At 53.4% G+C, this 15109-nt stretch carries 11 protein-coding genes; 6 read left to right on the forward strand and 5 right to left on the reverse strand.

Annotated features, from left to right (window positions below):
* Positions 1–581: 581 nt before the first annotated feature.
* Positions 582–2459 (reverse strand): YgiQ family radical SAM protein, encoded by a 1878-nt coding sequence (locus BED41_RS07130; RefSeq protein WP_066749073.1) that lies wholly within the window; start codon positions 2457–2459, stop codon positions 582–584.
* Positions 2460–2551: 92 nt separating this feature from the next.
* Between BED41_RS07130 and BED41_RS07135 the strand changes: the two genes are divergently transcribed.
* Complete coding sequence (locus BED41_RS07135; RefSeq protein ID WP_066744412.1) at positions 2552–3250, forward strand: M48 family metallopeptidase; 699 nt, start codon at positions 2552–2554, stop codon at positions 3248–3250.
* A 10-nt stretch (positions 3251–3260) separates the two neighbouring features.
* On the forward strand, positions 3261–4118 hold the full coding sequence (locus BED41_RS07140; protein ID WP_066744414.1) for an MBL fold metallo-hydrolase: 858 nt from the start codon (positions 3261–3263) through the stop codon (positions 4116–4118).
* A gap of 168 nt (positions 4119–4286) precedes the next feature.
* Here the strand turns inward: BED41_RS07140 and BED41_RS07145 are convergent, their stop codons facing one another.
* Positions 4287–5159: an IS3 family transposase gene (locus BED41_RS07145; protein WP_157102220.1), complete on the reverse strand. Its 873-nt coding sequence runs from the start codon at positions 5157–5159 to the stop codon at positions 4287–4289.
* A complete protein-coding gene (locus tag BED41_RS07150) occupies positions 5153–5596 on the reverse strand; it encodes a transposase (protein WP_019263345.1) in 444 nt (147 codons plus the stop codon). The genes BED41_RS07145 and BED41_RS07150 overlap by 7 nt, the downstream gene beginning before the upstream one ends.
* Positions 5597–6361: 765 nt before the next feature.
* Here BED41_RS07150 and trpB point away from each other — a divergent pair.
* Entirely contained in the window at positions 6362–7561 is a 1200-nt protein-coding gene (trpB, locus tag BED41_RS07155) for a tryptophan synthase subunit beta (protein ID WP_066744416.1), read from the forward strand.
* Positions 7562–7732: 171 nt separating this feature from the next.
* On the opposite strand, the gene BED41_RS07160 is transcribed toward trpB, so the two are convergent.
* Positions 7733–9166, reverse strand: coding sequence for a GntR family transcriptional regulator (locus tag BED41_RS07160; protein ID WP_066744418.1), 1434 nt, complete (start codon positions 9164–9166; stop codon positions 7733–7735).
* Between the two features lie 249 nt (positions 9167–9415).
* Between BED41_RS07160 and BED41_RS07165 the strand changes: the two genes are divergently transcribed.
* The 3 genes from BED41_RS07165 to BED41_RS07175 all read left to right on the forward strand — a co-directional run bounded on the left by BED41_RS07165 (position 9416) and on the right by BED41_RS07175 (position 14352).
* Positions 9416–12064, forward strand: a complete 2649-nt coding sequence (locus BED41_RS07165) for a hybrid sensor histidine kinase/response regulator (protein WP_229712418.1) — start codon at positions 9416–9418, stop codon at positions 12062–12064.
* Positions 12065–12222: 158 nt separating this feature from the next.
* On the forward strand, positions 12223–13938 hold the full coding sequence (locus tag BED41_RS07170) for a S8 family serine peptidase (protein WP_066744420.1): 1716 nt from the start codon (positions 12223–12225) through the stop codon (positions 13936–13938).
* Positions 13939–13941: 3 nt separating this feature from the next.
* Positions 13942–14352: a hypothetical protein gene (locus BED41_RS07175; RefSeq protein WP_066744422.1), complete on the forward strand. Its 411-nt coding sequence runs from the start codon at positions 13942–13944 to the stop codon at positions 14350–14352.
* A gap of 85 nt (positions 14353–14437) precedes the next feature.
* On the opposite strand, the gene BED41_RS07180 is transcribed toward BED41_RS07175, so the two are convergent.
* The gene (locus BED41_RS07180; protein ID WP_066744424.1) at positions 14438–14998 is read right to left on the reverse strand and encodes an HdeD family acid-resistance protein; all 561 of its coding nucleotides are present in this window, start codon (positions 14996–14998) and stop codon (positions 14438–14440) included.
* Positions 14999–15109 lie beyond the last annotated feature (111 nt).

Genomic DNA, 15109 nt, shown 5'->3' on the forward strand with positions numbered 1-15109 from the left:
AGGCAAATATTTATTTCATAATACTGCGTTGAAGAATAAAATAAAATGTGTGATACGTTGACATATAGATTATACAATAGGCAATAAATGCAAATATAAATGAGGTTAACATAAATATTACTGGCTTATTAAAAAATGGGCTTGTCCAATAGTCTGGTTTCTTTCTGTGGGCAAGGCGATAACAATGTATTACAACAAAGCAAGAAACAAAGATCCCAAAGTGTGCTAAATAATATAAAGTCTATTATGGAGATAAAGATAAACCATATTAGTATCCATTTTACGAGGCGAATACGTAAAAATATCTTTTAATATTCTTCCAAGTACTGACAAATTAATCACCCCCTAATCGGCCAATTGAGACAGCCGTAACTGACAAAAACGCCTGCATATGAAAACGTAATGTAGAAAACGGGAAACCGGATCAACTGCTTTATTATATTGACCATATTAATGGATGTAAAGCCGAAGCCGGATTTTGCGCCGTATGAGCTGGCGCGGCCTTGCCATAAGATAAAAATGGCGGAGAGATCAGCTCTCCGCCATTTTCGTAGTTTTTATAGAGACCGCGGTATTTTCTCTCAGTAAACCAGCGCCTTCGGGCCGCGGCCGATGAGGTCCTTTCTTCCCGCCTTTATCAGCGCCTTGCGTACATATTCCCTGTTTTCCGGCATCCAGTACTGCAGGAGCGCCCGCTGCATCTTTCGCTCCTCGTGATCCTTCGGGACATAGACCTTCCGCATCGTGAGCGGGTCTATGCCGGTATAATAAATACAGGTGGAGAGCGAACCGGGCGTCGGGGTGAAGTCCTGCACCTGCTCGGGGCGCAGGCCGCTGTCGCGGATAAACTCCGCGAGTTCCACCGCCTCTTTCAGCGTCGAGCCGGGATGGGCCGACATGAAATAGGGGACGAGGAACTGCTTCATGCCGAGCCTGGCGTTCATCTCCGCGTATCTTTTCAAAAATTCTTCGGTCACGGCGCGCGGCGGCTTGCGCATATACTGCAGCACCTCCGCGCTCACATGTTCTGGGGCCACCTTCAGCTGTCCGCTGATGTGCCAGCGGCAGAGTTCCTCGAGAAATTCGCCCTTTTTATCCGCGATGATGTAGTCGTAACGAAGCCCCGAGCGGATGAATACCTTTTTGATGCGCGGCAGAGCGCGTACCTTGCGCAGCAGCGCGATGTAATCGTCGTGGTCCGCGCGCAGCTTTTTGCAGGGCTGCGGATAGAGGCAGGACTTTCCCTTGCAGGAGCCGCGCTTGATTGACTCCTGACAGGAGGGGACGGTAAAATTCGCCGTCGGGCCGCCGATATCGTGGATGTAGCCCTTGAAGCCGGGCATCTTCGTGAGAAGCTCGGCCTCCTTGATGATCGATTCGTCGCTTCTTCTCTGGATGATGCGTCCCTGGTGGGAGGATATCGCGCAGAAGCCGCATTCCCCGAAGCAGCCCCGGTGGCTTGTGATGCTGAACTTTACCTCGTCGAAGGCGGGTACGCCGCCCGCGGCGTCGTAGTCGGGATGCCAGGCGCGCGCGTAGGGCAGGGCGTATATCCTGTCCATCTCCGCCGTCGAGAGCGGGCGTGCGGGGCGGTTCTGCACGACGTGCCAGGCCCCCTGGTCCTGAATGAGCCGCTTGCCGCGTATGCCGTCGTTCTCGTCGTAGAAGAGCTTGAAGGAGGCGGCGAACTTTGCCTTGTCGGCGCTGACCTCCGCAAAGGAGCCGAGCGCCACGGCGTCGTTGGCCGCCGCCAAATCGTGCGTCTTCCAGCAGGTGCCCGCGATATCCCTGAGCGAGGCGGCCTCTTCACCGTCGGCGAGGCGGCGCGCGATCTCCAGCGAGGCGCTCTCGCCCATGCCATATACGAGAAGGTCTGCGCGGCTGTCCGTCAGGATTGAGCGGCGCACGCTGTCGCTCCAGTAGTCGTAGTGCGCGAAGCGGCGCAGGCTGGCTTCGATGCCGCCGATCACTAGGGGGATGTCGCCCCAGAGCTCGCGCACCCTGTTGGCGTATACGACGGTGGCCCGGTCCGGCCTGTGTCCCGCCGCGCCGCCCGGAGTATAGTCGTCGCGGCGGCGTTTTTTGCCGGAGGCCGTGTAGTGGTTCAGCATTGAGTCGAGGTTCCCCGCCGAGAGCATGACGCAGAGGCGCGGACGGCCGAGCTCCGCGAAATCCTCCGTGCCGCGCCAGTCCGGCTGGGAGACGATGCCGACGCGGAAGCCGTGAGCTTCGAGCCAGCGCGCGATTATCGCGTGGCCGAAGCTGGGGTGGTCGACGTAGGCGTCTCCCGTGATGACGAGGACGTCGAGTTCATCCCAGCCGCGCGCCTCCATGTCGGCCCGGCTCACGGGAAGGAAGGCGCTCCTCGGCGGGGAGGCCGGAGCCTTTGGCGGCTGCTTCGCGCGGAATTTATTTTTATTTTCAAGACGGCGTATCGCGCCGTTTTTTTCAGCGGTCATCTCTTTTATCTCCGTTTTTTTTATTTTTGCGCACAAAAAGAGAGCGGCGCAGCGCCTTATAATTTTACCATCATTGATATATTATAGGTGTCATGATAAACGATTATATTGCCGTAGAGGGGATCAGATACGAGATAAGAAGAAACGCGCGAAGAAAGCGGGTCGCTATCGGGCTGGACGGCGACAATAACTTTTTTATCGCCGCGCCCGTCCATACGGCGCGCGGGGAGCTCGAGCGCATCCTGCGGGAACATTCCGCCTCGTTTGTCGATAAGATCGCGAAAAAAAGGCCGCATTCGCTGGCCGTGGAGCACAAATATGAGGACGGCGAACTCTTCTTTTTTCGTGGGGAACAGTATCCTTTGCGGATAGAACCCGGCTTTGCCGGCGGCCTGCGGTTTGCCGGAGGGGAATTTTTGAGTGGTTCATTCACTGACAGCGAAATAATTCGCCATAATTTCGAGGTTTGGTATGCCCATAGGCTCAGAGAAATGATACAGGCGGAGTTTCCTGCATGGTGCAAACGTATCGGCGTCGGCCCGAAGAAGGTAGAGCTGAAAAACGTCAGGACGCTGTGGGGCAGCTGCTCTTCGTCTAAGAGCATCACCTTCAGCATCCGCCTCGCGCTAGTACCGCCCCCCCTGATGGAATATGTGATGATACACGAGCTCTGTCACCTGCTGGAGATGAACCATTCCGCGAAATTCTGGGGCCATGTCGGACGCTTTTGCGGCGGCTACGAGCAGCGGCGGGCCGAGCTCAAACGCGACGGAGGCAAATATAGATGGTGAGGCGTATATATTGACTAAAATCGAGAATTTTTCCTATCCTGAGAACTTTATAAAATACCTTGGCACAAGCGGCGGACGTTTCTCGATGATACGTCAGGTGCGCAGCACTGGCGGCCTCTGGTTCCGCTACGGCGGGATTCAGGGGGTCATAGATCCCGGCCCCGGAAGCCTCGCGCATATCTGCGCCGCGCGGCCGGAGCTGGCCGCCGACGAGGCTGATTTTGTACTGCTCACGCACAAGCACCTCGACCACAGCACCGACGCGAACGTGCTGATCGAGTGCATGACACACGGAGGTTTTGACGAGCGGGGGCTGCTCGTTGCGCCGCGGGACGCGCTCGCGGGCGACGACCCTGTGATCCTGAAATATTCGCAGAAGCGTGTGCCGCGGATAGTGAGCCCCGCCGATGGGCAGCCGGTCGGCCTTGGACGCGGCGTGACCGCGGAGCCGGTGGCGCACGTCCACCACGGCGTTGAATGTTTCGGCTATATCTTCCGCCGCGAGGGGCTGAATGATTGGGGGATCATCAGCGACAGCCGTCTGATGCCATATTTTGCAGAGAGGTATCAAAGCTGCCGCTTCCTCTCGCTGAACGCCACCTTTCCCAACGCCAAGAGCCGCCTGGACCACATGTCGATCGAGGAGGCGCGGCAGCTGCTGACGGAGCTGCATCCCCAGGCTGCCGTCCTGACGCATCTGGGAGCGATGCTCACCTCGCCCGAGGGGGAACACTTTCTGACGGGGCTCGATACGAAAGAGACTCACATCGTCGCGGCGGAGGACGGCATGGTCGTAGACCTCGATTCTCTGGCGATATACCGCGAGCGGCGCGGAGAGCCGGCCGCCGTCAGGTATGAAAAAGAGTGATTAACATAAAACGCAGATTTTTGCATTTTGATTCTATGTTATAAACGCTGATTTCCTTCGGGTGGGGGAAGAGATAAATTGCGATTTACCAAAGATTTTGGCGCCCTCTTTTGAACAGAGTCCCGCAAACCGGACAACGCTATAAAAGCTCCCAAGGGTATCAAAAATTTATTCAATAAAGAGACTTCGATATTGCATCGGAGCCTTTTTCAATTTTATCTGTATCCTGTCGTTATTATAATACCTTATATATTCGTCTATGGCATCTTTGGCCTCCTCGTAGTTCTCCCATTTTACTCGGTTGACGAGTTCTGATTTAATGTGACTAAAGAAGTTTTCTGCACATGCATTATCCAAACAATTTCCTTTCCTTGACATTGAGACCTTGAGTCCGTATCTTTGTGTCAGGTTGAAATATGCATGGCTTGTATATTGAAACCCCTGGTCGCTGTGGAGGATTGGTCCATCAGCGACCACCTTATTATTATTTTCAAATGCTTTCTTCAATGTATCGGTTACTAACTTAATATTATTATTACGACTGATTTGATATCCCTGTATGGAATTATCAAAGAGATCTTTTATCATGGAGAGGAATATATTACCCTTTTTTGTTCGTATATATGTGATATCAGTAACCAGTTTCTGGTTTGGTCTGTCGGAACGAAATTCTCTGTTCAGGATATTCTCATAGCTGTGGATATTTCCTGACATCACTTTAAACTTTTTCTTTTTTCTTATTTCCGCTTGAAGTCCCGCTTTTTTCATAACACGCCTTACCCTCTTATTGTTTACATGAATGCCAATGAAGTTGTTGAGCCACAGAGTCATTCGCCTGTACCCATAAGTGTTTTTGTTGATATTCTGTCCCGTTCTTATTGCTTCTATGAGAGGACCGTCTTTATCTTTCATTCCACGCCGCTTTAGCCAACTGTAGTATGCGGAGCGTGATACGGACAAAAATCTACACATTCCACAGACAGAATGTTTTGTTGAAAATTCAAAAATGATCCTGTATTTAATATTTCTTTCTATCACCACCTTTGCAGCTCTAAGGCTTTTTTTAATACGTCGACCTGCATTTCCAGCTCTTTAATCTTTTCTATGCTATTTGTAACTTCCAATTTCTTATCTGGACAGTCTTGTTTTGAACTAGAAATATCCCCTTGTTCGATAAATTCCTTACACCATCGTCTTAAAAGAGAGGGACTTGAAATGTTAAAAGATGAGGTAACATCTACCATAGTACGTCCCTCTTCTAAATGAGCCGAAACAGCTTCAAGTTTTACAGCCTTGCTGTAGGTTCTTTTTTTCCTTGTATCATCCAGTAAGTCCTTCTGTCCGCTCTTATATAAAGATATCCATGTTTTAACAGAATCAGGACTAACACCAAGTTCTTCAGCAATCCGCCTTCGTGGAATTCCCTGTTTGTGCATCTCAATTGCTCTTATTCTTTCTTCTGTTTTACGTTTACGCATAGAAGATCCCCCTTTATATGTATTTAGTTTTATTATAATCCAGGGGCTTTATTTGGCTGTCCGATTTTCGGGATGCTGTTCATTTGAGGGAGCTCCCCGCGAAGCGGGGTGAGGGAGAGTTGACCTTAGGTTCTCCCGTGGCCTTTGCCGCGGGCTCTGTATGGCGCGGGAACCGCGCCATACAGAGCAACACTCCTTCCGTCTCGCCGCAAAAGCGGCGGCGATCCACCTTCCTCATAGAGGAAGGCTTTAAGAAAAAACTTCCGTTTATCATCGATAGGGTAAAAGCTAAACAGCAATTTATCTGTTTTCCCACCCGAAGGAAATCGGCGTTTAGAAGTGCGAGTTGCTAAATAAAATGGTGGTTCCGATACCGGAGCCGTATTAGCATACGGCGAGGATTCGGAACCACCGTTTTATGACGCAAATCGTGCTTATAAACGCCGATTTAGCTTTTGACCCGCGTATGCCATATCAGACTTGCGCCGCTGATATTTCTGTGATATCATCCCTTCACGAAGGACAGAGAGATTAAGGAGAATGTTTATGCCCATTTGCCGTTTTTACAGCATAAATACGAATATAAAGGGATGGTGGCGCGGCTTTTAGCTGCTCCACGGTTGCTTCGTGTAAATTCGAGGGACCTGGAGAGACATCCGGGTCTCTTTTGTTTTTTGAAGAAAACGAAAGAGGTTGGAAGAGAGCCTCTTTCGTTTTTTATAGAGAAGAGAAATCAGATAAGAGAAGATCAGGAGGAGTTTTATCATGAGAGAAGAGATAATGGCGGGTTTTCCCAACGGCGCGATGTATGGAAGTTTCGGCGGCTCTTATATTCCCAGGGAGCTGGAGCCGGTGATGGCGGAGATCGCGCGCGAATATGAGCGATGCCGCGCGGACGGCACCTTCAAAGAGGAGTACCTGCGTCTGCTGAAGGAATATGTCGGCCGTCCCTCGGCGCTCACCGAATGCCTCAACCTCTCGAAAGAGACGGGAGGCGTGCGTATCTTTCTCAAACGCGAGGACTTGAATCACACGGGAGCGCATAAGATAAATAACTGCATCGGACAGGCGCTGCTTGCCAGACGTATGGGCAAGAAGAGGCTCATCGCGGAGACGGGGGCGGGGATGCACGGCGTCGCCACGGCGACGGTCGCCGCCCTTATGGGCATGGAATGCGACATCTATATGGGAGCGGTGGATATCGCGCGCCAGGCGCCGAATGTGCTGCGTATGAAGGCGCTCGGCGCGAACGTGGTGTCGGTGGAGGATGGCCAAAAGACGCTTAAGGAGGCGGTAGACGCCGCGCTTGCCGCGCTCTGCGCCGACACCTCGCTCTTTTATCTCATCGGCTCGGCGGTCGGGCCCCACCCTTACCCGACGATGGTGCAGGATTTTCAGCGCATAATCGGCGACGAGGCCCGCGCGCAGATGCTTGAGCGCGAAGGCCGCCTGCCGGACGCCGTCGTCGCCTGTGTCGGCGGCGGCAGCAACGCTATCGGCGCCTTCACGGCCTTTATCGGCGATAAGGATGTGCGCCTTATAGGAGTGGAACCCGCGGGACGCGGCCTCACGTACGGCGGCCACGCGGCGACCCTCACGATGGGTGAGCCCGGCGTTCTCCACGGGTTCAGAAGTTATCTGCTCACCGACGGAGCGGGCGAGCCCGCCGAGGTCTATTCGATCGCGGCGGGGCTGGATTATCCCTCGGTTGGGCCGGCGCACGCCGACCTCAAGGTGAGCGGCCGCGGGGAGTATATCTGCGCCGGCGACGAAGAGGCGCTCGAGGCCTTCAAACTGCTCTGCCGCACTGAGGGGATCATCCCCGCGCTGGAGAGCTCTCACGCCCTTGCCGGCGCGATGAGGACGGCGAAGGAGATGAAGCCCGGCGATATCGTGATCGTGAACCTTTCCGGGCGCGGCGACAAGGATATGGAGACGATCGCGAAGCTCGGCATTATCGAATGACGGGCAAATAGAAATAGAGGGAAACGATGCGGAGTGGTTATCTCTTATACCTCCGCATCGTTTATAGCTCCGCAGCGTGCCTGCCGGGTACAGTACGGCGGAAGCCGCAGAAAGCCAGAGGCCTCTGCGTGAAGAGCCGTACCAAGAACCGCGGCGGAACGATGAGGGGGCTTACATCCTGCACATTTCGAGGGAGTCTTTCACTCCGAGCTGGGCGAGATGTTTTTGCAGCCAGGGGAAGTCCTGAGATAATTTTTTATGGAAGATGTCGGCGAATTCACCGAATCTTCCGCTCCGCAGCAGGTTGAGGCTCTCTTTTGAGAGGTATTTTGACCTCTCTCCGCCTCCTAGGTCATGCGAATGTGAGAGCAGCGGGAAGGTCCAGGCGGACAATTCATATAAATTGGCGTAGACCGTCCTGACATACGCGAGGCGGCTTTTTTCGCTGATGAAATTTAGACATGCAGGGAGGATGTTGGAGGGTCTTTTGTTCTCCAATAACCCCTCCAGCCTTTGTATAAAGGCGTACCTGTCGGCGGGTTCTGCGTTTGCCAGGGTATCGCGCATCACTTCACCGCATGTCAGGCAGACGAGATGCAGCCCCTGCAAAGAGAGCGACATGTTACGCATTATTTCGGGAGATAACTTTTCCCCTTTCAGCGGCTCTTCATTCATTGCTGAGACCTGCGTCCCCCTGCCGTTATAAGTTTTGGTGACGGAGATCTCGTTAAGCAGCCTTATCGTGCGGCGCATCGTCATCACCGATACGCCGTAATTTTGCGCCAGCGCCGACGCGGAGGGCAGGAAGGAGCCCTCCGGATATATCCCCTCGTTGATTTTTTGTATCAGACTGGCGGCGGCGGTATAACATTTCTGTGTTCTGATCCGCCAGATCTCCCACTGAAAGGGGATCTGCGGCGGCAGACCGGCGGCTTCGCCAAGTGAATACGCCTCTGCGTTTGAAGCTAAAATGATCCGGCTGTAGCATTCATAAAATATTACCGCTATGTTACGGGTATCTCCGCTCTTTATGCAGGAGATTATCCGCAAGAGGCCGGCTCTGAGAAAATCTGAGTCAGACGTCACCCTGGACCCGCTGCCCCAGAGATATGGAAAACGTATATAGCGTACAGTGTCCCAGAACAGGTTGAGGAGCAGGTCGTTTTTTATCGGACGGAGTATCGTCCAGAAGGAGACGGTGAGCAGCCATAATGGGTCAGCCTCTTTTCTTGATACGCAGTCCTCTAAAAAGACGATATCGTCTTTGCCCATCATCCTGATCCCGGCGTTCATAAACCTCTGCCAGATAAACTCAACGGAGCCGTAAAGGTCTGAAAATCCCGCCTTTCTCGCGAGGAGATAATCCTTCAAGAGTGGGTTTTTCTTATGACCGGCGTCATAGATTACCTTTGCCCTGCGTCCGGGAGAGAGCGAAATATAGCCTTCGTTGCGTATTTTCAGAAGCGCTTTACGGACGGTCTGCGGCGAGCAGGCAAACTGCCGTCCGGTAGTACCTGCCGAAGGCAAAGATTCATATAGGTTATAGCAGCCAAAGGTTATCCTTGACTTGAAGTATTCATAAATAAGATAGCCTCGGCTTTGCATCGAAGGCCAGCCTCCCGTCTTCGTATCTACATCATAATGATATTATTTTTTATTCGTAAATTCTACATAAATTGTTGCTTTTCTATAATTTTTTGGTATATTTATAACATATATATACATGAACAAGGTTGTTCCTTTGATGTCCCAAGATGAACTTAGCCCGTACCGTTGAAGCATGCTGCAATTGGCGGAGATTGTCTGGAATATCTATATTTAAGTTTCCGTATTTTTCGGGAAAGAGGGCTTCTTATGAAATTGGGCAGTAATATGGCTGGCCGCACAGGCATATGGATGAGTGTGATATGTCTGCTGTCGGTCGTTCTTGTCGCGGTAAGCGTCTCTTCGATGTACGGCATCAAAGAGCGGACGACCATCATCTATAAACATTCCTACGTGGTTTCCAATACCGCGAAAGATATGCTCTCCCGTCTCTCAGGGGTACAGAATTACTCAAAGAAGCTGCTGACCGAAAGGTTTAAGAGCAGGGACGACGCCGAGCGCTACCTGCTCTCAAATGCTGAGATAAGCCGCAGGCAGGTGCAGGTGATTGCCGAGCGTTACCTCGGAGCTAAAGCGGACACAAAAAAACTCGCCTCCGACTATGAAAAGTTGGTTGCGGCGCGTTTGAAGACAGTAGATTTTGCCCTTGATCATAACGACGGTGATACAGTAAGGTACCTAGAAGAGAACATAGATTTTCTGTATGATGAGGTCTTTAAGGATCTCGACACTATTCTGGCCTTTGCCGACAATAATGTGAGACGGCTGGAGCATGAGTCGACGGTTACCTTCAACGCGGCGACGCTGATGCTTGCTTTGCTTATCCTGATATTGGTGTGTTTTTCATTTTTCAGCTACCGGCTTCAGCGGAAACGCGGCATGGAGGTGGCCTACAGGCAGAGGCTATTTGATCTGATCTCTCTGAGCGTGGACGACGTCTTTCTCATCTGCGAGAGGGATAAGATGGAGTATGTCAGCGAAAACTGTGAGCGGGTGCTGGGTTTTCCTTCGGAGGCCCTCTCAGTCACCGGAGGCGCCTTCTTTTCTATGTCCGGCGCGGACGATGGTACGAAAGACGATGAATTGGAGTCTCTTCTGCGTGAGATCAGGGAGGGGACTCTGACGAAGGCGGCGGAGCATGACTTCATTCTCGGCGGGCGGGATTCCATGCAGAAAAGATATATAAACATTAAGGTGCTTCCTACCATGGGAAACGACGGGGTCTCGCGCTACGTCGCCGTCATCTCCGATGAGACGAGGGAGAGAGCGGCGCAGCAGACGCTGAGGGACGCTCTTGTCGGCGCGCAGCGGGCCAACGCGGCGAAGCGTGATTTCCTTTCACGGATGAGCCATGAGATCCGTACGCCGATGAACGCGATAATCGGTATGGCGACGATCGCCGCGGCGCATATCTCGGAACGTGACCGCGTGGAGGATTGTCTCAGGAAGATCGGCTTTTCGTCGAAGCATCTTTTGTCGCTTATCAACGATGTGCTGGATATCTCAAAGATTGAGGACGGCAAGCTGACGATAACTAAGGAGCCATTTGAACTGCGGCAGCTTACGGACTCTGTCTCCTCTATAATATGCCAGCAGGCGCGCGACAAAGGTATCGGCTTTGAGGTGCGGCTGAATGGCGTCGATGAAGAGATGGTCGTCGGCGACTGCATGAGGCTCAATCAGATATTGCTGAACCTGCTTTCCAACGCCGTAAAATTTACCCCCAGCGGCGGCCGCATCAGCCTTGACATAAAACAGATACCGCAGAAAAACGGCGGCGTGCGCATGGATTTTACCGTCAGCGATACGGGGATCGGGATGAGCGAGGAATTTTTGAAGAGGCTCTACCTGCCCTTTGAACAGGCCGACAGTACGATATCGCAAAAATATGGCGGCACGGGGCTGGGTATGTCGATCACGAAAAACCTCGTCTCGCTGATGGACGGCACGATTCAGGTCAGGAGCGAGATCGGCAAGGGCACCTCCTTTACCGTCGAACTTCCGCTGGCGCTGCCCGGCGGCTGCTCATCTCTGTTAAGGCCGCCAGCATCCGTCGAATCGCTAAACGTCCTCATTGTGGATGATGACCTGAATACATGTGAACACGCGAAGATACTTCTGGAACGGATGAAAATTGCCGCTAAGTGGGTGCAGAGCGGGGAAGATGCCGTAAAGACGGTTCGGTCTGCACATGAGACGGGAGAGGATTTCGACGTCTGTTTTATAGATTGGCAGATGCCAGAAATGGACGGTATCGAAACTACAAGAAATATCAGGCGGATCGTCGGGCCCGATACCCTCATAATTATAATAACCGCCTATGACTGGAGCTGCATAGAGCAGGAGGCCAGAGAGGCTGGAGCGGACGCCTTCTTAGCCAAGCCATTCTTTCAGTCTTCCATGTATAACACCCTGATGGCTGTCCGCGGGCACCGGCACGGAAAGATTGATGAGAGCACGGCGGCTGGGCGGCAGAAATTTGACGGCGTGCACATACTGCTTGCCGAGGATAACGAACTCAACTGCGAAATCGCCGTAGAGATGTTCAAACTTATCGGCGTCACGGTGGACTGCGCCGGAGACGGCCAGAGGTGCGTGGAATCTTTCATGGCCGAAAAGAGCGGCACCTACGACGCCATCTTCATGGATATCCAGATGCCGGTGATGGATGGCTACAGCGCCGCGAAGACGATAAGGGGCTCAATGCACCCGGAGGCGAAGACGATGCCGATAATCGCGATGACCGCCAACGCCTTCAGCGAAGACGTCTCCGCCGCGCTTGCGGCCGGCATGAACGGCCATATCGCCAAACCTATCGATCTGGATATCCTGGTCATGATGCTAAATAAGTATGTGAAAAAAATGGATGACGACCGCCCTGACAAAAACGAAGCATAATAGATAACGGCGTAGTTTTTTCTTTGGGCGGTCCTGTGGGGCCGTCCATTTTTTGTGTGGACCGCTGATGCCGGCAGGCTTTGCTGTGTGTATAATAAATAGGCTTAGATATGTAATTTAATTAAGCTGTTTAAAATTATTAAAAAGGGGATGTCTCATTGAAAAAGATATTGATTTTAACTCTCTTTTGCCTGCTCGCCGCGTTGCCCTCATACGCCGGTCCGCGGTATGTCGAGGGAGAGGCGATCGCGGCGATAAAGATGGCGCCAGCCGGAAACGTGGCCGCGGGCGTCATGTCGGCAAAAAACTCCGCCGCGGCGTCTGCCTCATCGGCCGCCGTGGAGTCCGGAGCCGAGCTTATCCAGGTATTCAGCCCGATAGCCGCCGGAGAGGTACAGGCCGCCGCATCCGCAAAGAGGGCATCCTCCTCAGGATCGGAGCTGCTTGCCTTGGCCCATTTCAGGGGCGCGGCAGGGGAGACGACGGCGCAGCTGATCGCAAGGCTGAAGGAAAATCCCAACGTCGTCTCGGCGATGCCGAATTATATGATGCCCGTCAGCTCCGTAAAACCCAACGACCCGATGTGGAAAGAGCAGTGGGGTTCTGAAAGGATAAAACTGCCCGAGGTGTGGGAGCATGGGGTCGGTTCCCAAGAGGTCGTCGCCGTCGTCTTTGACACAGGCGTCATCTACGACCATGAGGACCTTAAAGACAATATGTTCGTCTTCGATGAGAAACTGCTGAACGGTATAAAAAATAACGGCGTTTCGCTGGATGTCGGTGAATTTAAAGGCAGCCACGGGGTCTGGTGCCACAGCAGAGGCCTATATGCAGATAAAGAGGGGCTGATCCATGACGACGGCTTCTTCCCTGCGGTCCCCGTCGGCCCCGGCGGCACGGAGGGAGCCGCCTCCGCGGACATAGACTGCGGCGACGTTGGCAGAATGCGCATCGTCGGCGACGTTAACGGCCACGGCACGCATGTCGCGGGGATCGTCGGCGCCGTCGGCGGCAACGGTATCGGCGTCGCCGGCACCAACTGGCATGTTAAGCTGATGGCCGCCAACGTGTTTTCCATGTATCGCGATGGGGATGATAATTATGGGGTGACGGCGCTGGTCAGCGACCAGATGCGGGCTATCGACTTCATCGTCGCCGCGAAGAGGGCGGGCGCGAACATCCGCGTCGCAAACATGTCGATCGGCATGTGGGCGGGGCCGGAGGAAGAGGAGCTCTCCCCCTACGGGGCAAAGGTAAAGCAGCTGAGCGACGCGGGGATAATCATCTGCGCGGCGGCGGGCAACGAGGGGCAGAATATCGACGATCCGCAGGATACCAAAGACTTTGATTACCGGGGAAAACTCTCTTACCCGGCCTGTTTCAAAGTGGAAAACATGATCTCCGTCGGGGCCTCTACGAGCGGCGACGGATGCGCCGTTTACTCAAACTACAGCTCCTCCGGCAAGTGGGTGGACATATTCGCTCCCGGCGACAATATACTGAGCACCTGCCGCAGGAGCTGGATCGTCAATCCAAGCAGCGATGTAGACACCTTCGATCCCAGCGGTTATGTCTCCATCAGCGGCACCTCGATGGCCTCGCCGTATGTGGCGGGCGCGGCGGCGCTGCTCTGTTCGTTATATCCCGATAAGAGCGCGGCGGAGATCAGGTCGATGCTGCTGAACGGCGCGGAGCACGGTCTGCTTGCGGAGGGGTATTCAAAATATGGTATGCTGAACGTCCTCGGCGCCTATAACTACGGACAGCCGTCAAGCGGCGGTTCCAGCGGTGGCGGCTGCGCCGCCGGCTTTGGAGCGTTGGCTCTGATTGGCGCGGCTCTGCTGCCATTTATCCGCCGCGCGGGAAGGAAATAAAGGATGGTGAACGGTTTGCCGAAGATGATGTCGCTGATTATAATGTCGGCGCTGCTGCTCGGCGCGGCCTCCGCTGCCTGCGCCTGCGCGCCGCAGATTCAGAAGGGTACCGAAAAAGGGGCCACAGCCGTCAAGGGAGACGCTCTGGTGCTTGTGCGCCTTCCGGATGAGGTACGCGCCTCCAGCGATAGGAACGTCTTATTTGCCGCGCTCTGCGGCGAGATAGCGAAGGCCGCCGGAGCCGAGGTGGTCTACGTTTCTCCGATTTACGAGGACTCACTGAGCGGCACGGCACATTTTAAGTCTTCGCTGGAAACGGCGGAGATTATCGAACGGCTGAAAAAGGACAAGCGCGTCATCGGCGTCTCGCCGAATCACATCATCCGAATATCGTCCCAGTCAAAGGTGCGGTGATCCATAGAGCGATAAAAAAAGGAGAGCTTTGCCGTCCGGCGAAGCTCTCCTCTGTCTGTAACCTATCTGTAAAAGGTCTTTTGGATTACATCTTCTTTGACATGTCGGAGCAGCCGCGGCCAAGCATGATAAGACTCATGCCGCTGAAGATCAGGTTTATGCCGAGGATGATCCCGATCACCGCCGCGCCTGTGAAAACGTTCTGCCACATCATGAAGGCGAGGATGATTCCGAGAATGCCGGAAAGCATGATCCACAACGAACCGCCGATAGACTTTACGCGGAAGTATTCGACGATCTTCGTCACCCCGTCTATCAGGAAATAGGCCGCGAGCAGTATGCTGAGGGTCATCACCCCCGCGACCGGATGGATGAGGAAGATGACGCCCGCGGCGATAGAGATAAAGGCCATAAATGCCTGCTGCCAGGGGCTGTCTCCGATACGGAGGGCCGAGTAGGCGCCGAAGGCGTTGCCGAAGCCGACCGCCAGCAGGAAGAAGCCCACCATCGTCTCTATCGCGAAAGAGGCGAGCATCGGCATCGCGAGCGAGAGAAAACCGATGACGAGCATGATACCGCCGACCCAATAGAACCTCTTTTTACTCTTAGCGAGATCATCTTTTGAAAAATTACCTGTAAATAACATAACTTGAACCTCCCTGTTTTTTAACGGACCCACGGCGGTGATAAACCGCCCTTATTTTGTGATATACAGTATAACATAATGGTTGAAAGGGTAACGTATAAGCGCTTAAAA

The organism is Cloacibacillus porcorum, assembly GCF_001701045.1.
GTDB classification, from domain to species: Bacteria; Synergistota; Synergistia; order Synergistales; family Synergistaceae; genus Cloacibacillus; species Cloacibacillus porcorum.

Excerpts from the sequence above, each read along its gene's own strand:
- BED41_RS07130 (WP_066749073.1), bottom strand. The coding sequence starts at position 2,459 with ATGACCGCTGAAAAAAACGGCGCGATACGCCGTCTTGAAAATAAAAAT.
- BED41_RS07135 (WP_066744412.1), top strand. The coding sequence starts at position 2,552 with ATGATAAACGATTATATTGCCGTAGAGGGGATCAGATACGAGATAAGA.
- BED41_RS07150 (WP_019263345.1), bottom strand. The coding sequence starts at position 5,596 with ATGCGTAAACGTAAAACAGAAGAAAGAATAAGAGCAATTGAGATGCAC.
- trpB (WP_066744416.1), top strand. The coding sequence starts at position 6,362 with ATGAGAGAAGAGATAATGGCGGGTTTTCCCAACGGCGCGATGTATGGA.
- BED41_RS07160 (WP_066744418.1), bottom strand. The coding sequence starts at position 9,166 with ATGCAAAGCCGAGGCTATCTTATTTATGAATACTTCAAGTCAAGGATA.
- BED41_RS07165 (WP_229712418.1), top strand. The coding sequence starts at position 9,416 with ATGAAATTGGGCAGTAATATGGCTGGCCGCACAGGCATATGGATGAGT.
- BED41_RS07175 (WP_066744422.1), top strand. The coding sequence starts at position 13,942 with ATGGTGAACGGTTTGCCGAAGATGATGTCGCTGATTATAATGTCGGCG.
- BED41_RS07180 (WP_066744424.1), bottom strand. The coding sequence starts at position 14,998 with ATGTTATTTACAGGTAATTTTTCAAAAGATGATCTCGCTAAGAGTAAA.